Source organism: Streptomyces colwelliae, from assembly GCF_048158785.1.
Taxonomy (GTDB): Bacteria; Actinomycetota; Actinomycetes; order Streptomycetales; family Streptomycetaceae; genus Streptomyces.
This window is the reverse complement of sequence record NZ_JBLTJC010000154.1, coordinates 1-23,414: the sequence shown is the minus strand read 5'-3', so window position 1 is coordinate 23,414 and position 23,414 is coordinate 1. Positions and strand designations below refer to the sequence as shown.

Annotated in this window: 24 protein-coding genes; 16 read left to right on the top strand and 8 right to left on the bottom strand. The window is 71.2% G+C overall.

The features are described 5' to 3' along the window. Positions 1-203: 203 nt before the first annotated feature. Positions 204-554 carry a VOC family protein gene (locus ACNFOC_RS28530; protein ID WP_327406061.1) on the top strand — a complete coding sequence of 117 codons (351 nt, stop codon included), beginning with the start codon at positions 204-206 and terminating at the stop codon, positions 552-554. Between the two features lie 109 nt (positions 555-663). Next, entirely contained in the window at positions 664-1,065 is a 402-nt protein-coding gene (locus ACNFOC_RS28525) for a MarR family winged helix-turn-helix transcriptional regulator (protein WP_416961952.1), read from the top strand. Between the two features lie 15 nt (positions 1,066-1,080). Here the strand turns inward: ACNFOC_RS28525 and ACNFOC_RS28520 are convergent, their stop codons facing one another. Then, positions 1,081-1,929: a LysR family transcriptional regulator gene (locus tag ACNFOC_RS28520; protein ID WP_416961951.1), complete on the bottom strand. Its 849-nt coding sequence runs from the start codon at positions 1,927-1,929 to the stop codon at positions 1,081-1,083. 355 nt (positions 1,930-2,284) lie between these two features. Here ACNFOC_RS28520 and ACNFOC_RS28515 point away from each other — a divergent pair, with 355 nt between their 5' ends. From ACNFOC_RS28515 to ACNFOC_RS28470, 10 genes are all read left to right on the top strand, one after another. Further along, entirely contained in the window at positions 2,285-3,022 is a 738-nt protein-coding gene (locus ACNFOC_RS28515; protein ID WP_416961950.1) for an alpha/beta hydrolase, read from the top strand. Further along, positions 3,019-3,864, top strand: coding sequence for a sulfurtransferase (locus tag ACNFOC_RS28510; protein WP_416961949.1), 846 nt, complete (start codon positions 3,019-3,021; stop codon positions 3,862-3,864). The genes ACNFOC_RS28515 and ACNFOC_RS28510 overlap by 4 nt, the downstream gene beginning before the upstream one ends. Next, positions 3,861-4,736, top strand: a complete 876-nt coding sequence (locus ACNFOC_RS28505) for an ABC transporter permease (RefSeq protein ID WP_416961948.1) — start codon at positions 3,861-3,863, stop codon at positions 4,734-4,736. The genes ACNFOC_RS28510 and ACNFOC_RS28505 overlap by 4 nt, the downstream gene beginning before the upstream one ends. A gap of 2 nt (positions 4,737-4,738) precedes the next feature. Next, positions 4,739-5,455, top strand: coding sequence for an ABC transporter ATP-binding protein (locus ACNFOC_RS28500; protein WP_416961947.1), 717 nt, complete (start codon positions 4,739-4,741; stop codon positions 5,453-5,455). Further along, positions 5,452-6,420: an ABC transporter substrate-binding protein gene (locus tag ACNFOC_RS28495; protein WP_416961946.1), complete on the top strand. Its 969-nt coding sequence runs from the start codon at positions 5,452-5,454 to the stop codon at positions 6,418-6,420. Before ACNFOC_RS28500 ends, ACNFOC_RS28495 begins: the two co-directional genes overlap by 4 nt. Positions 6,421-6,473: 53 nt before the next feature. Beyond that, positions 6,474-7,574 (top strand): LLM class flavin-dependent oxidoreductase, encoded by a 1,101-nt coding sequence (locus tag ACNFOC_RS28490; protein ID WP_416961945.1) that lies wholly within the window; start codon positions 6,474-6,476, stop codon positions 7,572-7,574. A 42-nt stretch (positions 7,575-7,616) separates the two neighbouring features. After that, entirely contained in the window at positions 7,617-8,624 is a 1,008-nt protein-coding gene (locus ACNFOC_RS28485) for an ABC transporter substrate-binding protein (RefSeq protein WP_416961944.1), read from the top strand. Next, positions 8,621-9,727 (top strand): acyl-CoA dehydrogenase family protein, encoded by a 1,107-nt coding sequence (locus ACNFOC_RS28480; protein ID WP_416961943.1) that lies wholly within the window; start codon positions 8,621-8,623, stop codon positions 9,725-9,727. The genes ACNFOC_RS28485 and ACNFOC_RS28480 overlap by 4 nt, the downstream gene beginning before the upstream one ends. 52 nt (positions 9,728-9,779) lie before the next feature. Then, positions 9,780-11,162 carry an FAD-binding oxidoreductase gene (locus ACNFOC_RS28475; protein ID WP_416961942.1) on the top strand — a complete coding sequence of 461 codons (1,383 nt, stop codon included), beginning with the start codon at positions 9,780-9,782 and terminating at the stop codon, positions 11,160-11,162. 195 nt (positions 11,163-11,357) lie between these two features. Continuing rightward, positions 11,358-12,779, top strand: a complete 1,422-nt coding sequence (locus ACNFOC_RS28470) for a family 2B encapsulin nanocompartment shell protein (RefSeq protein WP_416961941.1) — start codon at positions 11,358-11,360, stop codon at positions 12,777-12,779. Positions 12,780-12,792: 13 nt separating this feature from the next. Here ACNFOC_RS28470 and ACNFOC_RS28465 read toward each other — a convergent pair whose 3' ends face one another. The 7 genes from ACNFOC_RS28465 to ACNFOC_RS28435 all read right to left on the bottom strand — a co-directional run bounded on the left by ACNFOC_RS28465 (position 12,793) and on the right by ACNFOC_RS28435 (position 20,172). Beyond that, entirely contained in the window at positions 12,793-13,710 is a 918-nt protein-coding gene (locus ACNFOC_RS28465; protein WP_416961940.1) for a PfkB family carbohydrate kinase, read from the bottom strand. Then, entirely contained in the window at positions 13,707-14,711 is a 1,005-nt protein-coding gene (locus ACNFOC_RS28460; protein WP_416961939.1) for an ADP-ribosylglycohydrolase family protein, read from the bottom strand. The genes ACNFOC_RS28465 and ACNFOC_RS28460 overlap by 4 nt, the downstream gene beginning before the upstream one ends. A 40-nt stretch (positions 14,712-14,751) precedes the next feature. Then, on the bottom strand, positions 14,752-15,459 hold the full coding sequence (locus ACNFOC_RS28455; RefSeq protein ID WP_416961938.1) for a GntR family transcriptional regulator: 708 nt from the start codon (positions 15,457-15,459) through the stop codon (positions 14,752-14,754). Further along, the gene (locus tag ACNFOC_RS28450) at positions 15,456-16,010 is read right to left on the bottom strand and encodes a cysteine hydrolase family protein (RefSeq protein WP_416961937.1); all 555 of its coding nucleotides are present in this window, start codon (positions 16,008-16,010) and stop codon (positions 15,456-15,458) included. The genes ACNFOC_RS28455 and ACNFOC_RS28450 overlap by 4 nt, the downstream gene beginning before the upstream one ends. After that, entirely contained in the window at positions 16,007-17,488 is a 1,482-nt protein-coding gene (locus ACNFOC_RS28445) for a purine-cytosine permease family protein (protein ID WP_416961936.1), read from the bottom strand. The genes ACNFOC_RS28450 and ACNFOC_RS28445 overlap by 4 nt, the downstream gene beginning before the upstream one ends. 78 nt (positions 17,489-17,566) lie before the next feature. Further along, positions 17,567-18,349: a DUF899 domain-containing protein gene (locus ACNFOC_RS28440; protein WP_416961935.1), complete on the bottom strand. Its 783-nt coding sequence runs from the start codon at positions 18,347-18,349 to the stop codon at positions 17,567-17,569. A 110-nt stretch (positions 18,350-18,459) separates the two neighbouring features. Continuing rightward, positions 18,460-20,172, bottom strand: coding sequence for an IlvD/Edd family dehydratase (locus ACNFOC_RS28435; protein ID WP_416961934.1), 1,713 nt, complete (start codon positions 20,170-20,172; stop codon positions 18,460-18,462). A 50-nt stretch (positions 20,173-20,222) separates the two neighbouring features. Here ACNFOC_RS28435 and ACNFOC_RS28430 point away from each other — a divergent pair, with 50 nt between their 5' ends. From ACNFOC_RS28430 to ACNFOC_RS28415, 4 genes are all read left to right on the top strand, one after another. Further along, positions 20,223-21,047 (top strand): IclR family transcriptional regulator, encoded by an 825-nt coding sequence (locus ACNFOC_RS28430; protein WP_416961933.1) that lies wholly within the window; start codon positions 20,223-20,225, stop codon positions 21,045-21,047. Beyond that, a complete protein-coding gene (locus tag ACNFOC_RS28425) occupies positions 21,044-22,075 on the top strand; it encodes a zinc-dependent alcohol dehydrogenase (RefSeq protein WP_416961932.1) in 1,032 nt (343 codons plus the stop codon). Before ACNFOC_RS28430 ends, ACNFOC_RS28425 begins: the two co-directional genes overlap by 4 nt. 174 nt (positions 22,076-22,249) lie before the next feature. Then, the gene (locus ACNFOC_RS28420; RefSeq protein WP_416961931.1) at positions 22,250-23,029 is read left to right on the top strand and encodes a polysaccharide deacetylase family protein; all 780 of its coding nucleotides are present in this window, start codon (positions 22,250-22,252) and stop codon (positions 23,027-23,029) included. 169 nt (positions 23,030-23,198) lie between these two features. Next, positions 23,199-23,414: hypothetical protein (locus ACNFOC_RS28415; protein ID WP_416961953.1), on the top strand; the 216-nt coding region annotated here is incomplete at its 3' end.

The following is a 23,414-nucleotide window of genomic DNA, read 5'->3' as shown; positions in this document are numbered from 1 at the left end:
GTTCTTACCGTTTTCTTGATCAGTGGGGTCGGCGGGGGCGCGGAGTGACCGGAGAGGAACGACGCCACCCTGTACGTCCGGAACCATCACGGCGCACGACGGGCGCCATCCGGTCAGGATTGAAGAAGCCCCCACGCCTCCCCCGCCCTAGCCTGAATTCACCGGCGAAAACCGTCGGACCACGCTTCACGGAGGAGCTCGTCATGACCGACGGACTGAACACGATCATCTACCCCGTCAAGGACCTGGACGGCGCGAAGGCCCTGTTCGGCGCCCTGCTGGGGGTCGAGCCGTACGCGGACGAGCCGTACTACGTCGGCTACAAGGCCGCCGGGCAGGACGTCGGTCTCGACCCGAACGGGCACGCCAAGGGCATGACCGGGCCGGTGCCGTACTGGACCGTGGACGACATCCGGACGCGGCTCGCGGCCATGGTGGAGGCGGGGGCCGAGCTGGTCCAGGACGTCCAGGACGTCGGCGGCGGCAAGCTCATCGCGTTCGTCAAGGACGCGGACGGCAACTTCGTCGGGCTCACCCAGAATCCGGCCGCCTGACGCACACCGACGGCCGGGCGCCCGCCACCTGCGCCGCGACACCCCAGCTACTTGCACGTGCACTAGTTGCGCGCTCAATAAATGGCCGGATCGGTGTTACCGTGCAGGTATGGCAGTGAAGTCGGCCGGTGCCCGGCAGCTAGAGGAACAGTGGCGGGACATCCTGTCCGTGCACGCGCGCACGATGTGCGAGATCGACCGCGTACTGCACCCGCACGGCCTGGGCGCGAGCGACTTCGAGGTGCTCGACATGCTCACGTCCGAGGCGCCCGAGGAGGGCGACCAGTGCCGGGTGCAGAACCTGGTCGGACGGGTCCACCTCAGCCAGAGCGCTCTCTCCCGTCTCATCGGACGGCTGGAGAAGGACGGCCTCGTGGAACGCTCCATGTGCGTCGAGGACCGACGCGGGGTGTGGGTGGCCCTGACGCGCAAGGGACGCGACCTGCACGCGGAGGTGCTCCCCCTCCAACGGGGCGTCCTGGTGCGGATGTTGGACGAAACCCAGGGTTAGGGCCGGTCCGGCGGCTCAGCGCAACAGATCCCGTACCGCCGCGAACGCCGCCTCCACCGTTGCCGGATCGGCGCCCGGACGGGCCAGCGCGCTCATGGGGATCGGCGTGACCGAGGGCAGGCCGTCGTACGGGGTCAGCCCGTCCGGAGCCGAACCGACCGCCGCGAGCAGCGCGACGCCCTGCCCCGTGCGGGCGATGTCGAGGACCCCGGCGAGATACCCCGCGTCGCCGACGACCGCCGCCGGTACGCCGTGCGCGGCGAGGGTCGAGATCGCGCGGCGGCGGATCGCGCACGGGTCCTCGATGGCGACCAGCGGGACGGGTGCGGGCGAGGCCGGTGGCCGCCAGCCGGGCGTGGCGTGCCAGGTGAGCGGGAGTCCGCCGACCGGTGTGCCCTCGGTGGCGGCGGCCTCGGTGACGTACACCGCGACGTCGACGCTGCCGCGCTCCACGGCCTCGACGAGGCGGGCCGAGCGGTCGATGCGGAAGCGGACCCGGCAGCCGGGCCGCACCTCCTGGACGGCCGCCGTCAGCCGCGGCAGGAACTGGTCGGCCGCGTGTTCGGTGGAGCCGATCGTGACGGTGTCGCCGTCCACGTCCAGCAGCGTGCGTACGGCCTCGTCGTGCACGGCGAGGATGCGGCGGGCCTGCTCCAGGAGCAGCCGCCCTTCCGGCGTGAACCGGGTGCCCCGCCCCTCCCGCTCGACGATCGGCCGGCCCAGCGTCTTCTCCAGCCTGCGCACATGCTGGCTGACCGCGGACTGGCTCAGGGCGAGGGCCCGGGCCGCGCGATGGAAGCCGCCGCAGTCGGCTATCGCGGTCAGGCTGCGCAGGGCCACGATGTCGAGGACAGGTTGGGGCATGCCGGTGACGGTAGCCGTTCCAGGCATCGATCGCGATAACTGATCGATTTCGATGCGGAATCATCGTTGGACGCGATCGGTCGCGGCCGGTCATGATGGGCGCATGCTGCACACGACCGCTTTCGCTGCCCTTCTGACGCAGCGCCGAGTCATCGACTTCGGCGTGGCGTGCAGCGCGCGCTGTCGTTGACCCACCGCCTCTCCGCGGCACCCTTCCCGAGTTCTCGCTGATCACGTCCGCCCTGCGCACTGACACGTGACGGCGGCTCCGGCCTGCTCTCCTCCTCCCCCTTGCTCCGATTCCCCTCCCCTTTCCCCTTGTTGGGACTTTCCCCTTGTTGGGAGTTGTCACCCCATGCCCTCTTCCTCCGTCTCGTCCTGGGACGAACCCGAAGGCCTCGCCGCGCGCGGCACGTTGATCGTGCTGGCCGGGCGGGGCGAACACGGCGGTGTCTACGAGCGGTTCGGCCGCCGGCTCGGCTTCGACGCCTACCGCGTCCGCGCCCTCGGCGACCCGACCGCCGACCCCGCCGTACTGGAGCAGGCCGCCAAGCTGCTCGCCGACGAGTCGCTGCCCGGCCCGAAGGTGCTGGTCGGTTCCGACACGGGCGCGCGCTACGCCCTTCAGCTCGCCGCCGAGCAGACCGCGGGCGTCGACGCGCTGATCCTGGCCGGGCTGCCCACCGGCGCCTGGACAGCGGGCAGTTGGGAGGAGGAGGCCGCGGCCCGCACCGCCTGCCCGACCCATCAGGGGCGGCTCACCAACGACCCCGACTTCCGGCGCGGCGCCATCGGCGACACCCCCGACCTGCCCGAACCGCGCCTCGACCTGGTGCGCGTCCCGGTCCTGGCCCTGCACGGCAAAGACGACACGGTGAGCCCGCTGGACCGGGCGCTGAGCGTCTACGACGGTCACCCGGGCGTCCACACGGTCGTCTTCCACGGCGGCCGACACGACGTCCTCAACGACGCCCTGCACCGTACCGCCGCCGCCACGGTCGTCCTGTTCCTCGAACGGCTCCGGCTGGCCCCAACGGCATCGGCGACCTCCGAAGTCCGCGAACTGCCCCTGATCGTCGAGGAGTTGACATGAGCAGCCGCGTGACGACCACGGTCCCCGAGCTGGCCGAACTCCTCGGCTCCGAACGGCCGCCCGTGCTGCTCGACGTCCGCTGGGCCCTCGGCGATCCCCACGGCCGCGACCACTACGCGGACGGCCACATCCCCGGCGCGGTCTACGTCGACCTGGACACGGAGTTGGCCGCACCGGCGAGCCCGGAGGGCGGTCGGCACCCGCTCCCCGACCTCACCGAACTCCAGGAATCCGCCCGCCGTTGGGGCATCGGCGACGGCCGACCCGTCGTCGTCTACGACGACCTGGGCAACACGGCCGCCGCCCGCGCCTGGTGGCTGCTGCGGTACGCGGGCGTCACCGAAGTGACCCTGCTGGACGGGGCGTTGGGCGCCTGGCGGGCCGCGGGGCTGCCGCTGGAGTCCGGGATTCCCGCCGATCCGGCGCCGGGTGAGGTCGTGCTCCGCGCTGGTGCGCTGCCGGTCACCGATGCCGACGGGGCCGCCGAACTCGCCGTGTCCGGGCTGCTGTTGGACGCGCGTGCCGGTGAGCGTTATCGGGGTGAGATCGAGCCGGTGGATCCGCGTGCCGGACACATCCCGGGAGCCGTGTCCGCGCCGACCGGGGAGAACCTGGCGGCGGACGGGACGTTCCTGGCGCCCGAGCTGCTGCGCAAGCGGTTCGAGGAGCGGGGGGCCGGGGACGCGGCGCGCATCGGCGTGTACTGCGGGTCCGGGGTCACCGCCGCCCATCAGATCGCGGCGCTGGAGATCGCCGGGTTCCAGGCGACGCTCTTCCCCGGTTCCTGGTCCGCGTGGTCCGCCGATCCCGCGCGTCCGGCGGCGACGGGAGACCGGCCATGACGACGAAACCACTGGACGCGACGGTGCTGCCACAGCAGAAGGAAGTCGCGCCCGCACCCTCCACCCGGGTCACCATCCGCGGCACGGCGAAGGTCGACCGCCGTTTCACCGTGCCCCGTTCGGTGCGCCGTGCCGCCGGGCCGGTCGGCCTCGTGCTGCTCTGGTTCCTGACCTCCGCCACCGGGGTGCTCCCCGAGTCCGTGCTGGCCTCCCCCGTCGACGTCCTGCGCCAGGCCGTGGACCTGACGAAGAACGGCGAACTCCCCCACGCCATCGCCGCGTCGGGCCGCCGTGCCGCCATCGGGTTCCTCATCGGCGCGACCGTCGCGCTGACGTTGTCGCTGATTGCGGGGCTGTTCCGGCTCGGCGAGGACGTCATCGACTCCTCGATGGGCATGTTCCGGGCGATCCCCTGGGTGGGTCTGATCCCGCTGTTCATCGTCTGGTTCGGCATCGAGGAGACCCCGAAGATCGCGCTCGTGGCGCTCGGCGTGACGTATCCGCTGTACTTCAACATCTACGGCGGCATCCGCTCCACCGACTCCCAACTCGTCGAAGCGGCACGGATGATGGGGCTCGGCCGGTTCGGGCTGATCAAGTACGTGATCCTGCCGAGCGCGCTGCCCGGGGCACTCGTGGGCCTGCGGTACGCGCTGTCCACCGCGTGGCTGGCGCTGGTCTTCGCCGAGCAGGTGAACGCGGACGCGGGGCTCGGCTATCTGATGAGCAACGCCCAGCAGTACTTCCGTACGGACGTCATCGTGCTGTGCCTCGTCGTGTACGCGCTGCTCGGTCTCGCCTGCGACTTCGCCGTACGGATCCTGTCGCGCCGGCTGCTGACCTGGCGGGCCAACTTCGAGGGTGAGGCGTAGACATGGCCAACTCCGTTGAGATACGGGGGCTTTCGCGGGCCTTCGACGGCAACACCGTCCTGCACGACCTCGATCTGGACATCCGTGAGGGTGAGTTCGTGGCCCTGCTCGGGCACAGCGGCTGCGGCAAGTCGACGCTGCTGCGGATCCTCGCCGGGCTCGACGACGAGATCGGCGGCGAGGTGACCGTGCCCGCGCGACGCAGCGCGGCCTTCCAATCGCCGCGGCTGCTCCCCTGGTTGAAGGTGTGGCGCAATGTCGTGCTCGGGCTGCCCGGACGTCCGGACCGGGCGCTCGCGCTCAAGGCGCTCGACGAGGTCGGCATCGCGGAGCGCGCGACCGTCTGGCCCAAGACGCTGTCCGGCGGTCAGGCCCAGCGCGTCTCGCTCGCCCGTGCCCTGGTCCGGGAGCCCGAACTCCTTTTGCTGGACGAACCGTTCGGCGCCCTCGACGCGCTGACCCGGGGCAAGGTGCAGGCGCTCGTCGCCGAGCTGTGGCAGCTGCACGGGTGCGCGATCCTCCTGGTCACCCACGACGTGGAGGAGGCGCTGCTGCTCGCCGACCGGGTCCTGGTGATGGACGAGGGCCGTATCGCCCACGAGGTGACCGTCGACCTGCCCCGCCCCCGCGACCTGACCACCCCCGAGTTCGTGACCCTGCGCGCCCGCCTCCTGAACTGGCTCGGCGTGACCCGCACTTTGGAAGGAACCCCCTCGTGATCCGCAGAATCGCCGCCGCCACCCTGAGCATGACCGCCCTGCTGGCGCTGAGCGCCTGCGGCGCCGACTCCTCGGCGGACACCTCCGCCGGCGGGCAGGTCACCCTCACCATCGGCGACCAGGCCAAGACGCTCCAGACGATCATCGCCGCGTCGGACGCGCTCAAGGGCGCCAAGTACAAGGTGAAGTGGGCCGAGTTCCAGGGTGCGGCCCCGCTCTACCAGGCCGTGCAGGCGGACGCCGCCGACACCGGGTACTCGGCCGACCTGCCCGCGCTCCAGGCGCTCAGCGGTGGCGTCAAGATCAAGAACGTCGCCGCCCTCAAGAACGACGGCACGCACGTCGGGATCGTCGTCCGCAAGGACTCCGGCATCGACAGCGTGAAGGACCTCAAGGGCCAGAAGGTCGTGGTGTCCTCGGCGAAGGGCAGCATCTCGGAGTATCTGCTGGCCAACGTGCTGAAGCAGAACGGGCTCAGCTACAAGGACGTCAAGGTGCAGTACCTGCTGCCGACCGACGCGCAGGCGGCCTTCGCCTCCGGGAAGGTCAAGATCTGGGCGACGTTCGGCGTCTACCAGGCCGTCGGTCTGGAGCAGGGCGGCAAGCTCCTCGTCGACGGCGCGGACGGCCGGGTCAGCGGCTACGGGTTCATCAACGCCTCCGAGAAGGCCCTCGCCGACTCGGCGAAGAAAACCGCCCTTTCGGACTTCCTCCAGCGTCTGAGCACGGCACTGAAGTGGACCAGCACCCACCAGGACGCGTACGCGAAGGCCATCGAGCAGCGCAACGGCGCGGACGCCTCGGTCGCCAAGACCCTTGCCTCGGCCGCGTACAGCCAGGTGCTGCCGATCACCTCGGACGTCGACACGACCGTCCAGCAGGTGGCCGACCTCATGAACAGCATCGGGGTCCTCGACCCGAACGTGGACGTGGCCAAGTCCGCGGACACCTCCCTGCTCAAGTGACCACGGACACCGCCGCCCTACTCAAGTGACCTTCCCGTATTAGGAGTTCGCTCATGCCTGTCGAGTTCATCAGCGCCGTCCACACCGACTCCGGGGCCTCGGGTCCCGCCGCCGCGAGCCGTACCGGCTTCGACGTCGACCATCTGCGCAAGTACGCCCGCGCGTTGGACGACGGCGGCTTCGACCACACCCTGGTCGCCTACCACTCGGCCTCGCCCGACGCCTTCCAGGTCGCCCAGTTCGTCGCCACCCACACCGAGCGCGTCCGCCCGATCCTCGCGCACCGGCCCGGCGTCATCTTCCCGACCCACGCGGCCCGCGCCCTGGCGACGCTGGACCGGATCAGCAACGGCCGGCTGACGCTGCACATCATCTCCGGCGGCAGTGACGAGGAGCAGCGCCGGGAAGGCGACTACCTCAACAAGGCCGAGCGGTACGAGCGTTCGGACGAGTACATCCAGATCCTGCGCAAGGTGTGGGAAGCCGAGGGGCCCGTCTCGCACGAGGGCAAGTACTTCACCTTCGAGGGCTATTACTCCGACGTGAAGCCGGTGAACGGGCTGGTCCCGATCTCCGTCGGCGGCTCCTCCCAGGACGCGTACCGGGTGGGCGGCCAGCAGGGCGACATCTTCGGCCTGTGGGGCGAGCCGCTCAAGGAGACGGCCGAGCAGATCGCCGCCGTCAACGCGGTCGCGGACGCGGCCGGGCGCCCGCATCCCCGTATCTGGGTGTCGTTCCGCCCGATCATCGCGCCCACCGAGGAACTCGCCTGGGAGAAGGCCCACCGCACCCTCGGCGTCCTCAAGGACCAGGCGAAGAACACCGAGTTGCTCCGCCACTACCGCACCACCGGCCGACCGGCGAACGTCGGCTCGCAGCGCCTGCTCGACATCGCCGAGCGCGGCGAGGTCCAGGACCGCTGCCTGTGGACCGCGCCCGCCGTCGCCACGAATGCCGCCGGCGCGTCAACTGCCCTTGTGGGCACGCCCGAGACCGTCGCCCAGGCGCTGCTCGACTACGTCGACATCGGCTGCGACCTGCTGTCGATCCGCGGCTACGACCCGCTCAACGACGCGATCGACTACGCCCGGCACGTCCTGCCGCTGGTCCGCCAGGAACTCGCCCACCGCGCGACGACCTCCCAAGCCGCCTGACCCGTCCCCTTCCCTGATTGCGAACTCCCTTATGGAGACCCCGTGTTGTTCCGCCATTCCCTGCGCGCGTCCGCCGCCGCCCTCGCCCTGCTGCTCCCGTTCGCCGCCGCCTGCGGAGGCGACGCGAGCGCCGACTCCTCGTCCGACGTCTCCTCCGTGACCCTCAAGGTCGGCGACACCGGCTGGAAGGTCGGCGAGGCCGTCCTCAAGTACGCCCACCTCGACGACACCCCGTACAAGGTGAAGTGGAGTCTGTTCCAGGGCGGCGACCAGCAGCTCCAGGCGATCCGCGCCGGAGCGCTCGACCTCGCCTCCTCCAGCGAGATCCCGCCCCTCTTCTCGGCGGCCGACGGCAACCCCAACTTCAAGGTCGTGGCCGTCCAGCGCGGCACCACCCTCAACCAGGAAGTCGTCGTCCCCAAGGGCTCCGAGGTGACCGACATCGCCGGCCTGAAGGGCAAGAAGGTCGGCTACGTCCAGAACACCACCGCCCACTACTTCCTCTACGAGCTGCTGAAGCGGGCCGGGTTGACGTGGTCGGACATCGACGCCAAGCCGCTGCTCCCCAACGACGGTCTCGCGGCCCTGAACGGCGGCTCCATCGACGCCTTCGCCTCCTACGGCACGTCGATCATCACCGCCCACCAGCAGGGCGCGACGACGGTCGGCTCCGGCGCGGACATCCTCTCCGGCAACTTCCTCTGGTCCGCCCGCGACAGCGTCCTCAAGAGCCCCGCCCAGCGGGCCGCCGCGGCCGACCTGATCGCCCGGATCAGCAAGGCGTACGCCTACGTCCGCGACGGCCACGAGGACGGCTTCGCGAAGGTCACCGCCGACGTCACCCACCAGCCCGTGGCGCAGGCCAAGTCCGACCTGGTCGCCGCGCAGAAGCAGCGTCCGACACAGGCCAGGACCGTCGGCGCCGACACGATCGCCTCCCAGCAGAAGGTGGCCGACGCCTTCACCGAACTCGGCGCGCTCAAGAAGCACCTGGACGTGAAGTCCTTCTGGACCACCGCCCTCAACTCCGACCTGAAGAAGGCCCTGTGACCGCCCGCATCGCCGAACTGGCCGCCGGCTACGACCAGTCGGGCGCCTTCCCCGCCGACTCCCTCCGCATCGCCCACGAGGCCGGACTCCTCACCGCGACCATCGGTGAGCAGTACGGCGGCCGGGGCGCCCGGGTCGAGGAGAGCGCGCGCATCCTTCACCGGATCGGGCAAGGCGACCCGTCGGTGGCCCTGATCGCGGCGATGACCCTCAACATGCACGCGCGGCAGGCCGTACAGCCGCACTGGCCCGAGGAGCTGTACGCGCGGATCGTCAAGGAGTCCTTCGAACGGCCGGTGCTCGTCAACCACGCGCGCGTGGAGCCGGAGTTGGGCTCCCCCGCGCGCGGCGGCCTCCCGTCGACGCTCGCCCGGCGCACCCCGGACGGCTGGTCGCTGAGCGGCACCAAACGCTTCGTGACCGGCGCGGAGGGCCTGGACTGGTTCCTGGTGTGGGCCACCACCGACGAACCGGAGCCGCGCGTCGGCACCTTCCTCGTACCGGGCGGCTCCCCCGGCATCGAGATCACCGGCCGCTGGGACCAGTTGGGGCTGCGGGCCAGCGGCAGCCACGACGTGACGTTCCGGGACGTGGAGATCCCGTACGAGCACGTCATCGGCATCGGCCCGTACGGCGCGTCCGCCGAGCAGGACAACCGGGCGGGCGCCGCGCTCCATCTCCCCCTCGCAGCCCTCTACTTGGGGGTGGCGCGGGCCGCGCAGTCCTTCTTCCACACGTTCGCCCACGCGCGGGTGCCCGCCAACCTCGGTCATCCGGTGGCCCGTACGGAACGCTTCCGCAGGGCCGCCGGGGAGATCGAGGTGCTGCTGGCCGCCGCCGAGCAGCTGGTGTTCGACGGGGCCGCCCGGGTGGACTCCGGCGACTCCTCCTACACCCCCGAACAGGCCCTGGGGGCAAGGGTGTTGGCCGACCGGCACGGCGTGCGGGCGGTGGAGCTCGCCGTACGGCTGCTCGGCAATCCCGGGCTCGCGCGGGGCAATCCGCTGGAGCGGCACTTCCGGGACATCCAGTGCGCACCCGTGCACGCACCCCAGGAGGACATCTCGCTGCTCGCGATCGGAACGAAGGCGTTGAACCCGTAACTCGCCTGATGACGGACCCCATGTCGGCACGCACAGTGAAGGTACGGAACCGGTGACCACAGCTCCCCCGACCACCCCCACCGCCGCCGCCCGGCTGCTCGGTCTGCTCGCCCGGGATCTGCCGCCCGACCAACTGGCCACGGACCCGCGCACGTTGGCCGCGCACACCACGGACCGTTCGGGCACCCGGCCGGACGGTGTCCCGCTCGCCGTGGTGCACGCGCGGCGCACCGAGGACGTGACCGTCACGCTCCGGCACGCGAACGCGCTGCGCGTGCCGGTGGTGCCGCGCGGTGCGGGCACCGGGCTGTCGGGCGGGGCGTCGGCCGGTGAGGGCGTGCTCGTCCTCGACCTGTCCGGGATGAACCGCATCCTCGAACTGTCGGCCGACGATCAACTCGCGGTGGTCGAACCGGGCGTGATCACCGCCGAGTTGGACCGTGCGGCGGGTGAGCACGGGCTGCGGTACGCGCCCGATCCGGCGAGTGCGGCGATCTCGACGATCGGCGGGAACATCGCGACCAACGCGGGCGGGCTGCGGTGCGCGAAGTACGGGGTGACGCGGGACAGCGTGCTCGGTCTGGAGGCCGTCCTCGCCGACGGGACGGTGGTCACGACCGGCCGCCGTACCGTCAAGGGAGTCACCGGTTACGACCTCACCGCGCTGCTGACCGGCTCCGAGGGCACCCTCGCCGTCATCACCTCGGCGACGCTGCGGCTGCGTCCGGTGCCGGTGGCGACCGCGACGCTGGCCGCCTACTTCGACTCGTTCGAGGAGGCGGCCGAGGCGTCGTACGCGATCGGGCGGGCCGGGGTCGTGCCGGCGCTCGCGGAGCTGCTCGACGGGCCGGTACTGAGTGCCGTCGACCCGGCGCTCGGCGAGCGCGGGGCAGCGCTGCTGCTGGTGCAGTGCGACGGGGCGGGGGCGGCCATCGAGGCGGAGCAGGTCGCGCGGGTGCTGGCGCCGACGGCCACGAGCGTGGAGACCACTGCGGACCCGGTCGAGGCGGAGGCCCTGCTGGCGGCCCGCCGGCTCGCCCTGCCGGCGCTGGAGCGGCTGGGACGGCCGTTGATCGAGGACATCGCCGTGCCCCGGTCCCGGCTCGCGGAAGCCGTCCGCGAGATCCGCGCCATCTCCGCCCGCCACGACGTGCCGGTCTACACGCTCGCGCATGCCGCGGACGGCAACCTCCATCCGATCATCGTGGTCGATCCGGCCCTGGACCGGCTGCCGGACGCGGCCTGGGAGGCGGCCGGCGAGATCTTCGCGCTGGCGCTGCGGCTCGGCGGGACACTGACCGGCGAGCACGGTGTGGGGGTGCTGAAGCGGCAGTGGGTGGCGGACGAACTCGGGCCCACCGCCCACGCGTTGCAGCGCCGGCTGAAGGAGGCGTTCGACCCCAGGGGCATCCTCAACCCCGGCAAGACCCTGTGAGGCACCCCGGACCGGATACCGCCGAACGGGTGAGGCCGAGTGATCCGGGGGTGGTGCGGGAGCACGTGCGTTTGGCATGTGCCTCGACCGCCGTCCGAAGTCATCACTCGTCGTGACCGGCAACGGGTAGCTCTACGCACGGAACGTGACGGACGGCAGTCGTCCCGTCACCCGTGCGACAGGAGAGAAGGCACCATGTCGGTCGACACCGGTACCGCGCCCGAGGCGGGCGCCGAGGAGCGGGAACAGCAGAGCCTCGGTACCACCGCGGCACGCACTCTGGCGACCACGACCAAGTCCGAACCCCAGATGCAGGGCATCAGTTCACGCTGGCTGACCCGCATGCTGCCCTGGGTGAACGTGCCCGGCGGCACCTACCGCGTCAACCGCCGGCTGTCGTACACGCGGGGCGACGGACGGGTGACGTTCGTCCAGACCGGCGCACAAGTGCGGGTCGTCCCGGCCGAGTTGAGCGAACTCCCGCTGCTGCGCGGCTTCACGGACGACGACGCGCTCGGCGCACTGGCCGAGCGGTTCGAGCAACGGGAGTTCGCACCGGGCCAGTTGATCGTGGAGACGGGTCGCCCCGCCGACCACGTGTTCCTGATCGCACACGGCAAGGTGGAACAGCTCGGCGAGGGCCCCTACGGCGACGAGGCGGTCACCGGTCTGCTGGCCGACGGCGACACCTTCGGCGGCCAGGTGCTCGCCGACCCCGACGGCAGCTGGGAGTTCACGGCCCGCGCGGCGACGGCCACCACAGTGCTGGCGCTGCCGCACTCGGCGTACCAGGCCGTCGCGGAGCGGCACCCGGAGCTGAGCGCGCACGTCGAGTCGGTCGGCTCGGACGAGCACGGCCCCGTCAACCCGTTCGGCGAGGCGGCGATCAACCTCAGCGCCGGACACGTCGGCGAGCCCGACCTGCCGGGCACGTTCGTGGACTACGACCTCGCCCCGCGCGAGTACGAACTCAGCGTCGCCCAGACCGTGTTGAAGGTGCACAGCCGCGTCACCGACCTCTACAACCAGCCGATGAACCAGACCCAGCAGCAACTCCGGCTCACCATCGAGGCGTTGCGTGAGCGGCAAGAGAACGAGCTGGTCAACAACCGGGACTTCGGCCTGCTGCACAACGCCGACTACGACCAGCGGATCTCCACCCACTCCGGACCGCCGACCCCCGACGACCTGGACGAACTCCTCAGCATGCGGCGCGACACCCGCTATCTGTTCGCCCATCCGCGGGCCATCGCCGCGTTCGGCCGCGAGTGCAACAAGCGGGGCGTCTACTTCAGCGGCATCGACGTCGGCGGCCACCATCTGCCCGCCTGGCGCGGGGTCCCGCTGCTGCCGTGCGGCAAGATCCCGGTGAGCGCGTCCCGTACGTCGTCGATCATCGCGATGCGCACCGGCGAGGACGACCAGGGCGTGATCGGCCTGTACCAGACGGGCATCCCGGACGAGCTCGAACCGGGCCTCAACGTACGGTTCATGGGCATCAACGAACAGGCGATCATCTCCTACCTGGTGAGCACCTACTTCTCGGCGGCGGTCCTGGTGCCGGACGCGATCGGCATCCTGGAGAACGTCGAGGTCTCCCGCCGGGACGGCAACTGACCGCACCCCAGGGCTAGTTCAGGAGGAACGCGTCCAGCCGTGCCGCGTCCGGCGCCGTAGCCGGGCCCGACGCGGTGACGGCCAGGGCAGCGCCCGCGTTGGCCCGGTGAGCGGCGGCCACCGGGTCGAGGCCCTGGGCCAGGACGGCCATGAACACGCCGGTGTGCGCGTCGCCCGCGCCGTTGAGGTCGACGGCGTCCACGGCGAACCCGGGGACGGTGACAAGGCGTCCGCCGTGGTGCAGAAGACAGCCGTCGGGGCCGGTCCGGACGAGCACCGAGCCGCGCCCCAGCCGGGATTGGAGGACGCGGGCGGCTTCGGCCGGATCGTCGACACCCGTGAGCAGCGCGGCCTCCCGGGCGTTGCAGCTCCACCAGTCCGAGCGGGCGAGCAGCAACTCCAGGTAGAGGTCCGGGATTTCACCGACCAGCGGCCCCGGGTCGGCGACCAGCGTAACGGCCGGGTCGAGTCGGGGCAGGAGGTCGAGCAGGGCCGCCCGGTTGCTGTCGTAGAGCAGGCTGTATCCGGTGACGTACACCAAGTCGCCTGCCTTGAGCCGGAGTTCGGCAAGGTCGCCGCTGGTCAGTGTGGCTTCGGCGCCGGGGCTGGTGACAAAGGTGCGCTCGCCTTCCGCGTCCACCAGGCAGACCACGAAGCCGGTGTCCTCCGAAGTGCGCGGCGCGAGCAGGACGTCGATGCCCTCGGCGTGCAGCACGGCGCGGGCCCGGTCACCGAAAGGTCCGGTGCCGTGCGCTCCGGCGTAGGTCACCGGAAGTCCCTGGCGGGCGGCGGCGGCCATGACGTTGAAGCCGCCACCCGGGGTGCGTTCGGTGCGGGTGGCGAGGACATCACCGCCACGCTCAGGAAGTGCGGGGACATCGAGGACCAGGTCGACGACGACATTGCCGAGGTGCCACAGCCTGCCACTCACGGCCGGACCCGGAGTTCGAGCAACGCGGCGGCCGTCGCGTCCAGTTGGAGCTTCGGGTTGACGCGTACGAGCGTTTCCCGCGCGTCGGCCGGGAAGGCGTCCACTCCGTGGCAGGCGCCGCCGACGGCACCCGCGATCGCGGCGATGGTGTCGCAGTCCCCGCCGACGGACGCGGCGAGCAACGCGGCCCGCCAGGGGTCGTCGGGGAAGGCGGCGAGTACGGCGAAGGCGGCGGGCACGGACTCCTGCGTGGCGAGACTCGTCCCGACCAACGCGTAGACACGCTCGCAGAGTTGGGCCTCGGTCAGGCCTCGCACCAGCTCCGTCGCCCATACGATCCGTTCGGCGACGTCGGCGGCGGCCACCCAATACCCACGTCCCGCCGCCAACCGGGCCGCCGACACGGCCACTTCGACCGCCTCCGGAACCGACGCCCCGTCAACTCCCGCGCTCACGGCGGCGGCCACCGCTGCGGCTCCGGCGAGCGCGACCCCGGTGTTGTGGGTGAGGCTGCTGGCCTCGACCACCCGGTCCACCAACTCCGCCGGGGCGGCGACCGACACCGCGATGCCCACGGGGGCGATCCGCATCGCCGCGCCATTGGTGGTGCCGTAGCGCCCGACCTCGTCGACCGGGGTACCCGCGAGGACGAGTTCCACCGCGCGTTTGGTGGACGGTCCGAGGAGGTCGAGTGAGCCGCGGGCCCGCATGTCGTCCTCCCAGGCGACCAGGCGCCGGGCGAGTTCCGCCGGGTCGACTCGGCCCTTGCCGTCGAGGAGCAACTGGGCGAGGAGCAGGGCCTGTTCGGTGTCGTCGGTGACGGCTCCGGCCGGCATCCCGGCGGCGAGGGGATGGTCGGGGTCGGCTGGTTCGAAGCCGGTGAGGAACGGGCCGTAGCGTGCGGTGATCTGTGGGCGCGACAGCATCTGGGTGGGCATGCCGAGGGCGTCTCCGAGGGCGAGCCCGTAGAGGGCTCCGGTGGCGCGGCTCTGGAGGGTCATGGGTACTTTCCGGGGCAGGGGTCGGCTTCGGGGGCGTGGGTCAGCCGAATTCGAGGGTCAGTTGGAAGTGGTCGGGGTCGAGGAGGCTCACGACATGTTCGACGAAGGAGCCGTCGGCGGCCCGGCTGGTGCGCCGCGTGTCGAGGAACCAGTCACCCGGTTCGCGGCGCAGCAGCTCCGCCTCCCGCCCGTCGATCCGCCGTCCGCTCACCCGCTGCTCACCGTGGTCGGGCCGCAGTCCGGCCCGCAGCATCACCTCGGTCAGCGACTCCTGCCCGAGCCCGCGGGAGGGCAGCTCGCGCACCCCGGGCACGGGCGGCAGAAAGCTGCGTTCGTACGACACGACGACCGCGTCCGCGGCCAGTTCCCGTATCCGCTCCACGCACACGAACTCGGCGGTGTTCAGGGAGAGTTGTCGGGCAAGCCGCTCGTCACGCCGGGCGTCCACGGTGAGGGTCCGGACCCGGGTGTCGATGCCCTGGGTGGCCAGTGCGTGGGCCCAGCCGAGGTGGTCGTCGAGGGGGCGGCCGTCGAAGAGGACGTAGGAGCCCTTGCCGGTGCGGGTGGCGATCAGTCCGGCCTCGCTGAGTTCGGCGAGGGCCGCTCGGACGGTCGTACGGCTGACGCCGAAGCGCTGGGCCAGGGCGTGTTCGCCGGGGAGTTGCTCGCCGGCGGGGCGGTGGCCGCTGCGGATCTCCTTGGCGAGGACATCGGTGATGCGCTGGTGTTTGAGGCGGACGCCGGTCATGACGTCTCCCCGACCGCCTCGGCGACGGTGACCACCCGGATCAGGGGCCGGTAGAGGTCCATGACGTGCAGGGCCTTCGCGTGGGAGTCGTCGTCCACTCCGGCGCAGGCGTCGGCGACGACCAGTACCTCGGCTCCGGCGTCGGCGGCGGCGAGTGCCGTGGACAGGACACAGCAGTCGGTGCTGACGCCGACCAGGACGAGACGGCCGGCGGGGCCGACGCGTTCGGCGAGTTCCGGGGTCCACTTGCCGAAGGTGGGCGCGTCCACCAAGTGCCGTGCCTGGGCGGCGAATTCGTCGGTCAACTCCCAGAGCGGGGCGTCCGGTGGCTGGAGCGCGAAGGGCCACTGGTCGTAGTAGGCGCGCCAGGCGCCGGTGGGTTTCTCCGGCGCCACGAAGCGGGTGAAGGTGACGCGTTCACCGAAGGCCGGCAGCAGTCGTCGTACGCCTGCCGCCGCCTCGTCGAAGCGGGGGGTGGCCCAGGGGCTGTCGGGTTCGGCGAAGACGCGCTGCATGTCGATGACGGCGAGGTGGCCGGGTGCGGTGGTCATACGGCGGGCACCGCCTCCGGGCTCGCGGCCTCGGCTTCCTGTCGCTGGACCCGGGCGCGGCCCAGGGCGAGCGTGCCGAGGAAGCCGAGGGCGAGGGCGGCCAGGACGCCGAGGTTGGCGTAGGCCCAGGAGCCGGACTTGCCGCCGAGGCCGAACGGGTCGAGCAGATAGCCCTGCCAAGTCAGCCAGCTGGCCGCCGTGTTGGTGACCAGGCCCCAGCCGATCGCGGTGGCGGCGAGGGTGAGGAGGAGGGGTGTGAGTGCCACGTCGCCGTAGCGGCCGTTCGGACGGAAGAGGTCGCCGTCGTCGTAGTCGCGGCGGCGCAGGGCGAGGTCGGCGAGCATGATGCCGCACCAGGCGGCGATCGGGACGCCGAGGGTGGTGAGGAAGCCCATGAACTGGCCGAGGAAGTCGTCGGCGAAGAACACGATGTAGACCGAGCCCGCGATCATCAGGACGCCGTCGACGAGCGCGGCGAGGTAGCGGGGTACCCGGAGGCCGGCCGACAGCAGGGCCAGGCCGGAGGAGTAGATGTCGAGGACCGCGCCGCCGACCAGGCCGAGGACGGCGACCACGGCGAACGGGACCAGGAACCAGGTGGGCAGGATCGTCGTCAGCGCGCCGATCGGGTCGGCGGCGACCGCCTTGTTCAGCGTGCTGGAGGAACCGGCGAGCAGCAGGCCGAAGACCAGCAGGAGCAGCGGGGCGACGGAGGCGCCGAAGGTGGTCCAGCCGATCACGCCTCTGCCGGACGAACTCCGGGGCAGATAACGGGAGTAGTCGGCGGCCGCGTTGACCCAGCCGAGTCCGAAGCCGGTCATCATGAACACCAGCGCGCCGATGAACTCCTGGGCGGAGCCCGCCGGTACGGCGCTGACCGTGCTCCAGTGGATGTGGTCGGCGACGAGCGCGATGTAGACGATCGTGAGGACGCCGGTGACCACGGTGATCACGGTCTGGAGCCGCATGATCAGGTCGAAGCCCATGACTCCGCCGATGACGGTGAGTGCGCCGACCAGGATCAGCGCGACCACCTTGGTCTCGGTGCCGCCGCCCCAGCCGAGTCTGCTGAAGACGGTCGCGGTGGCCATCGTCGCGAGGGCGGTGAGGACGGTCTCCCAGCCGACCGTGAGGACCCAGGAGATCACCGACGGCAGCCGGTTGCCGCGCACGCCGTAGGCGGCGCGGCTGAGGACCATCGTCGGCGCGGAGCCGCGTTTGCCGGCGACCGCGATGAAGCCGCAGAGCAGGAAGGAGAAGACGATCCCGATGACACCGGCGACGAGCGCCTGCCAGAAGGAGATTCCGAAGCCGAGCGCGAAGGCGCCGTAACTCAGGCCGAGAATCGAGACGTTGGCCCCGAACCACGGCCAGAACAGAGTGCGTGGGGTGCCTTTGCGTTCGGCGTCGCCGATCACATCGAGGCCGTGCGTCTCGACCTGGAGCTGTCGGGACTGGGAAGTCTGGGAGTCCGCCATCGTCGACCTACCTGTCTAGACGTGTTCAGTCGAGGCTAGGTGGGGTGGTGACGGGCGTCAAGGGGAGGCGTGGGCGCGTCAGTGGCAGTCACCGTGGCGGCCGAGGGTCTCCACGGGGGTCGCACCGGGGCGGGTCCACTGCGGTACGGGCCGGCTGGTCCCGCCCCAGGTGGCGTTCCCGTCGGCGTCCGAGCGCCAGTACCAGCAGGCGTCGCGGCCGGGCGGATACCCCGCGGGGTTGTCCTGCCACGCCTCGCCGCGGCCGTAGGGCGTCATGTCGAGCAGGGCGAAGGAGCCGTTGACGGGCTCGTTGCCGCGGCCCGTCGTGGAGTAGGTGAGGAACACGCGGTCGCCGTCGCGCAGGAAGGCGAGGATGTGTCCCATCCCGCCGCCGATCGGCGCGTCCAGGCCCCGCACCGAGTACCAGGGCTCGGTGTAGCCCATGAACTCGACGTAGGGAGCCACCTCGTCCCACGCGCCCGTGGTCAGGACGGCGTACGAGACGCCCCGGGCGTTGAGGTAGACGGCGTCCTTCATGTGCCAGGCGGTGGTGGTGCAGCCCTCACACTGTCCCTGGTGGGGTGCGTGGTCGTGCCACATGTGCTGGTACACCACAAGTTCGTCGCGCCCCTGGAACAGGTCGAGGAACGGGACCGGTCCGTCCGCTCCGACGACCTCGACCTTCCCGTCGAGCTCGACCATCGGCAGCCGCCGCCGGGCCGCGGCGATCGCGTCGCCCTCACGGGTGTGCGCCTTCTCCCGGACCAGCAGCTCCTCGCGCGCCGCCTCCCAGGTGGCCTGGTCTACGACGGGCGGCTTGCCGGGGAGATCGCTGTTCGCGTTTCCGGGTGCGGTCGTCATGGGGTCCTCCATGGTGTGTCGTTCCGGGCGGCGCCGTGCGATGCGTGTACGCGACGCTCACCGGATCAGACTGCGGTCCCGGCCGAAACTCATCGGGGAGAAGCTGGCGATCAGTGCGATTCGCGGCTCACTTCCGAGCCGCTGGAGCCGACGAGGAAGTCCAGATCGGCGCCGGTGTCGGCCTGTAGGACGTGGTCCACGTAGAGCCGTTCCCAGCCGCGCTTGGGGGTGGCGAAGCCCGTGACGGTGGCCAAGTCGGGCTTCCTGCGGGCCAGTTCGTCGTCCGGTACGTCGACGTCGATACGGCGGGCTTCGACATCCAGGACGATGAAGTCCCCGGTGCGCACGAGGGCGAGCGGGCCGCCGGCCGCGGCCTCCGGTGCCACGTGCAGGACGACCGTGCCGTACGCCGTGCCGCTCATCCGGCCGTCGCAGACGCGGACCATGTCGCGGACGCCCTGTTCGAGGAGTTTCCTCGGCAGGGGCATGTTCGACACCTCCGGCATGCCGGGATAGCCCTTGGGGCCGCAGCCGCGCAGGACGAGGACCGAGTCGGCGTCGACGTCGAGGTCCGGGTCGTCGACGCGGGCGTGGAAGTCCTCGATGCTGTCGAACACGACGGCCCGGCCCCGGTGGCGCAGCAGGTGGGCCGAGGCCGCCGCGGGTTTGATGAGCGCCCCGTCCGGTGCGAGGTTGCCGCGCAGTACGGCGATGCCGCCCTCGGCGACGAGTGGTTCGGCGCGGGTGCGGATCACCTCGGGGTCCCAGATCGCGGCGTCTTCGAGGTGGTCGACCAGTGGTTTCCCGGTGACGGTCAGCGCGTCGGGGTCGAGCAGGTCGCGGACCTCGCGCAACACGGCGAGCAGGCCTCCGGCGCGGTGGAGGTCGTCCATGAGGAAGCGGCCGGCCGGCAGGAGGTCCACGAGGACGGGCACGCGCGAGCCGATGCGGTCGAAGTCGTCGAGCGACAGGTCGACACCGAGACGGCCGGCGATCGCCAGCAGGTGGACGACCGCGTTGGTCGACCCGCCGACGGCGGCCAGGGCCACGATCGCGTTGTGGAAGGACGCCTTGGTCAGGAAGGTGCTGGGGCGCCGGTCGGCGGACACCATGTCGACCGCCAGCCGGCCGGTGTCGTGGGCGGCGGCCAGCAGTCGGCTGTCCGGGGCAGGGGTGCCCGCGACCCCGGGAACGACCGTGCCCAGGGCCTCCGCCACCAAGGCCATCGTCGACGCGGTGCCCATCGTGTTGCAGTGGCCGCGGCTGCGGATCATCGAGGACTCGGACCGGGTGAACTGCTCCTGCGAGAGCGTGCCGGCCCTGACCTCCTCCGACAGCCGCCACACGTCGGTGCCACACCCCAGCGGTGTACCGCGGAAGGTCCCCGTCAGCATGGGGCCGCCGGGCACCACGACGGACGGCAGGTCCACCGACGCGGCGGCCATGAGCAGCGAGGGGATCGTCTTGTCGCAGCCGCCCAACAGGACAACGCCGTCAAGGGGGTTGGCCCGCAGCATCTCCTCGGTGGCCATCGCCGCCATGTTCCGCCAGAGCATCGCCGTGGGCCGCACCTGGGTCTCCCCCAGCGACACCACCGGCAGGTCGAGCGGGATGCCGCCCGCCTCGTAGACGCCGTTGCGCACGGAGGCCGCCACCTCGTTCAGGTGCGCGTTGCAGGGGGTCAGGTCCGAGGCGGTGTTGGCGATGGCGATCTGCGGGCGGCCGGTGAAGGCGTCCTCCGGTGCGCCGCGCCGCATCCACGCCCGGTGGATGTAGGCGTTGCGGTCCTGACCCTCGTACCACTGGGCACTGCGGAGTCTCATCGTCGAGCTCCTTCCAATAATCGACACGAAGGTCTATTTTTTGGAACGCCATGGAGCATACGCAGACACACGACGGGGCGGCAGTCCCCGGCGAGGACAGCCCAACAGGCCCTGGCAGCAGCCGACTTGTGGGATCGGACCGGGTCCTCGCCGTCCTCAGGGAACTCGCCCGGCATCCCGACGGCGTGGGCCTGGAGGAGCTGACCCGGACGGTCGGCAGCCCCAAACCGACCGTGCACCGGGCGCTGGGCGCGCTGCGCCGGGCGGGTCTGGCCGACCAGGACACCCGCGGCCACTACCTGCTCGGCGACGAGTTCGTCCGGATGGCCTTCGCCCATCACGAGGCCCGTCCTGAGCCGGTCCGTCTCCGTCCGCTGCTCGGAGCACTGGCCGCACGGTTCGGTGAGACCGCGCACTACGCGATCCTGGACGGCCGCGAGGTGGTCTACCGCGCCAAGGTGGATCCGCCGTCCGGCGCCGTCCGGCTGACCTCGACGGTGGGCGGCCGCAATCCCGCGCATGCCACCGCTGTCGGAAAGCTGCTCCTCGCCCACCAGTTGGACACGGCCGGGGACGTCAGGGAGTGGATCGGCGACACGCCCCTGGAACGCCGTACACCGCGGGCCCTGTGCACCGCCGCCGACCTGTACCGCGACCTGCGGGCCTGCCGTGCGCGGGGCTACGCCGTCGACGACCAGGAGAACGAGGCCGGGGTGAACTGCCTCGCGCTGCCCGTGTACGCGACCTCGCCGACGGCGCCCTCCGGCGCCGTGAGCGTCAGCGCGCTGGCCTACCGGACACCCCTGCCCACCCTGCTCGACGCGCTCGACGAGATCCGTGCCGTGCTCGGGCCGCTGGGCGAGCCGCCCCGATGACCACCCGCCTCATGCGGGCGTTCGTCCTGACGGCCCCCGGGAAGTACACGGTTCACGAGGTTCCGGCACCGGTGGCGGCGCCCGGCGAGGCCGTCATCGACGTCGACCGGGTCGGGGTGTGCGGCACCGACATGGAGTTCTTCACCGGCGCGATGGCGTATCTCCACCAAGGCCACTCCAGCTACCCGATGCGGCTCGGTCACGAGTGGGCCGGCCGTGTCGCGGCGGTCGGTGCCGGGGTCGACCCGGTGTGGGTGGGCCGGCGGGTCATGGGCGACACCATGCTCGGCTGCGGTGTCTGCCGCCGCTGCCGACGGGGTCATCAGCACGTGTGCGAGAAGCGGCAGGAGGTCGGCATCCGCGGGGAGCGGCCCGGCGCCCTCGCGGAGCAACTCGCGGTACCGGTCACCTCGTTGCACGTTCTGCCCGACTCCGTGGACGCCGTGCTGGGCGCGCTGGTGGAGCCGGGCGGCAACGCCCTGCGGGCGGCGCGGGCCGCGGCCCCACGGCCCGGTGACCGGGCTCTGGTCCTGGGCCCCGGAACCATAGGCCTGTTGGTCGCGATGTTCCTCCGGGCCGCCGGTACGGAGGTGCACCTGATGGGCCTCGCCGACAACTCCCTCGTCTTCGCACGCGAGTTGGGCTTCACGTGCGTGTGGACGGAGGACTCCGTGCCGGACCTGCCGTTCGACGCGGTCGTCGATGCCTCGAACGCCGCCCATCTGCCGGGCCTGGCACTGGAGTTGGTCGAACCGGCCGGACGTGTCGTGTACGTGGGACTGGCCGGTGAGCCCAGCGGGATCGACACCCGCAGGCTCGCGCTCAAGGACGTGACCGCGGTGGGCGTACTGTCCGCCTCCCCCGGCCTCGCCGACACCATCCGCGCCTACGCCGACGGATCCGTCGACCCGAGACCTCTCGTCGCCGCGACCATCGGCCTTGACCAGGTCGGACCCGTCCTCGCCGGCGACCGCCCGACCGGCGCCGGCCCCGGACCGAAGATCCACGTCGACCCGCGCATCAGCTGACGCACGGCCCCTCGCCCCGCGGTGGCGAAACCTCCTGGGCGCCCGCTCGTTGAGCCTGCGTCTCGGAACTCCCGCGAAATTGTCCGTGATCAGTAACAGGCGGATCCTTTCCCGCCTTTACGCCGTCCTGACGAGTGCACGGAGTCGATCAACCAGGACAAGGGCAGGGCTGACATGGCACGGCACGGTGGGCGCGGTTGGTACGGGCGGGTACTCGCGGCGGCGGTCGGGGTGACCGCGGTAGCGGCTGCCACCTCGGTATGGACCGCGCAGGCCGGTGTCGGCGGCGCGCAGGGCGCCGGGGGCAACGCGCGTCCCTCCGCCTCCAGTTCGGCCCCCGCCCTGGCGACCGTGTCGGAGGAGATCGTGCACGCCTCCGACAAGGGCGCCCACGGCGTCAACATCACCATCGACGACGGACCGGACCCGACCTGGACGCCGGAAGTGCTCCAAGTCCTGCGGGAGTACGGCGTGAAGGCCACCTTCTGCATGGTGGGCACGCAGGCCGAGGCACACCCCGACCTGGTCAAGGCGGTCGTGGCGGCCGGGCACCGGCTGTGCGACCACACGGTCTCGCACGACACCACGATGGACAAGAAGTCCGAGTCCTACCAGTCGCGGGAGATCCTGAACGCCGCTGCCATGATCACCAAGGCGTCCGGCGGTGTCCGGCCGCAGTACTACCGTGCGCCGGGCGGCGCCTTCACGCCGTACAGCCGGCATCTCGCCGCCTCGCAGGGGATGCGTCCGCTGGGCTGGAACGTCGACTCCAAGGACTTCGAACTCCCGGGCACGGACGCCATCGTCGCGACCGTCAAGACCGAACTGTCCAACGGGCCGACGGTCCTGTTCCATGACGCCGGCGGCGACCGCTCGGAGACCGTGGCCGCGCTGCGCGAGATCCTGCCGTGGCTGAAGCAGCAGGGTTATTCGTTCGGGTTCCCGGTGCGCTGAACCGTGCGCTGAATTGACGTTCGCCGTTTTTCAGGTGACGAGTATGTGTGGGAAATGTGTAACGGCCTGCGAGGTGGCGGTATTTAACCGTGTCAGTGCCGATTCGCGCTGCTGTCGGTTTCCGATGAAGGCTTGCGGCGATATCAGGCGTGCAGTAACTACGTGACACATGAACCTGTTCAACCGTGCTGCGCCGTCGCACGCGGCGGCCGCGCTCCAGGCGTGCCAGAAGTTGATGGTGACGTCCTTCGAGGCGTCGTCGGAGGCGCCGGACGAGGACTGGCCGGTACAGGCGGTGGCGCTCGCGGCCACCTCGGGATGGGCTGTTCGTCCACGGCGACGACTCCGGCGCCGCGCGCCGGTTCCGCCGCGCCCAGCCGACGCC

Coding starts and splice junctions, on each gene's coding strand:
- ACNFOC_RS28460 (WP_416961939.1), bottom strand. CDS start 14,711: ATGACCCTCCAGAGCCGCGCCACCGGAGCCCTCTACGGGCTCGCCCTC.
- ACNFOC_RS28500 (WP_416961947.1), top strand. CDS start 4,739: ATGGCCAACTCCGTTGAGATACGGGGGCTTTCGCGGGCCTTCGACGGC.
- ACNFOC_RS28450 (WP_416961937.1), bottom strand. CDS start 16,010: ATGACCACCGCACCCGGCCACCTCGCCGTCATCGACATGCAGCGCGTC.
- ACNFOC_RS28440 (WP_416961935.1), bottom strand. CDS start 18,349: ATGACGACCGCACCCGGAAACGCGAACAGCGATCTCCCCGGCAAGCCG.
- ACNFOC_RS28525 (WP_416961952.1), top strand. CDS start 664: ATGGCAGTGAAGTCGGCCGGTGCCCGGCAGCTAGAGGAACAGTGGCGG.
- ACNFOC_RS28520 (WP_416961951.1), bottom strand. CDS start 1,929: ATGCCCCAACCTGTCCTCGACATCGTGGCCCTGCGCAGCCTGACCGCG.
- ACNFOC_RS28425 (WP_416961932.1), top strand. CDS start 21,044: ATGACCACCCGCCTCATGCGGGCGTTCGTCCTGACGGCCCCCGGGAAG.
- ACNFOC_RS28420 (WP_416961931.1), top strand. CDS start 22,250: ATGGCACGGCACGGTGGGCGCGGTTGGTACGGGCGGGTACTCGCGGCG.
- ACNFOC_RS28490 (WP_416961945.1), top strand. CDS start 6,474: ATGCCTGTCGAGTTCATCAGCGCCGTCCACACCGACTCCGGGGCCTCG.
- ACNFOC_RS28510 (WP_416961949.1), top strand. CDS start 3,019: ATGAGCAGCCGCGTGACGACCACGGTCCCCGAGCTGGCCGAACTCCTC.
- ACNFOC_RS28470 (WP_416961941.1), top strand. CDS start 11,358: ATGTCGGTCGACACCGGTACCGCGCCCGAGGCGGGCGCCGAGGAGCGG.
- ACNFOC_RS28515 (WP_416961950.1), top strand. CDS start 2,285: ATGCCCTCTTCCTCCGTCTCGTCCTGGGACGAACCCGAAGGCCTCGCC.
- ACNFOC_RS28435 (WP_416961934.1), bottom strand. CDS start 20,172: ATGAGACTCCGCAGTGCCCAGTGGTACGAGGGTCAGGACCGCAACGCC.
- ACNFOC_RS28430 (WP_416961933.1), top strand. CDS start 20,223: ATGGAGCATACGCAGACACACGACGGGGCGGCAGTCCCCGGCGAGGAC.
- ACNFOC_RS28455 (WP_416961938.1), bottom strand. CDS start 15,459: ATGACCGGCGTCCGCCTCAAACACCAGCGCATCACCGATGTCCTCGCC.
- ACNFOC_RS28530 (WP_327406061.1), top strand. CDS start 204: ATGACCGACGGACTGAACACGATCATCTACCCCGTCAAGGACCTGGAC.
- ACNFOC_RS28505 (WP_416961948.1), top strand. CDS start 3,861: ATGACGACGAAACCACTGGACGCGACGGTGCTGCCACAGCAGAAGGAA.
- ACNFOC_RS28445 (WP_416961936.1), bottom strand. CDS start 17,488: ATGGCGGACTCCCAGACTTCCCAGTCCCGACAGCTCCAGGTCGAGACG.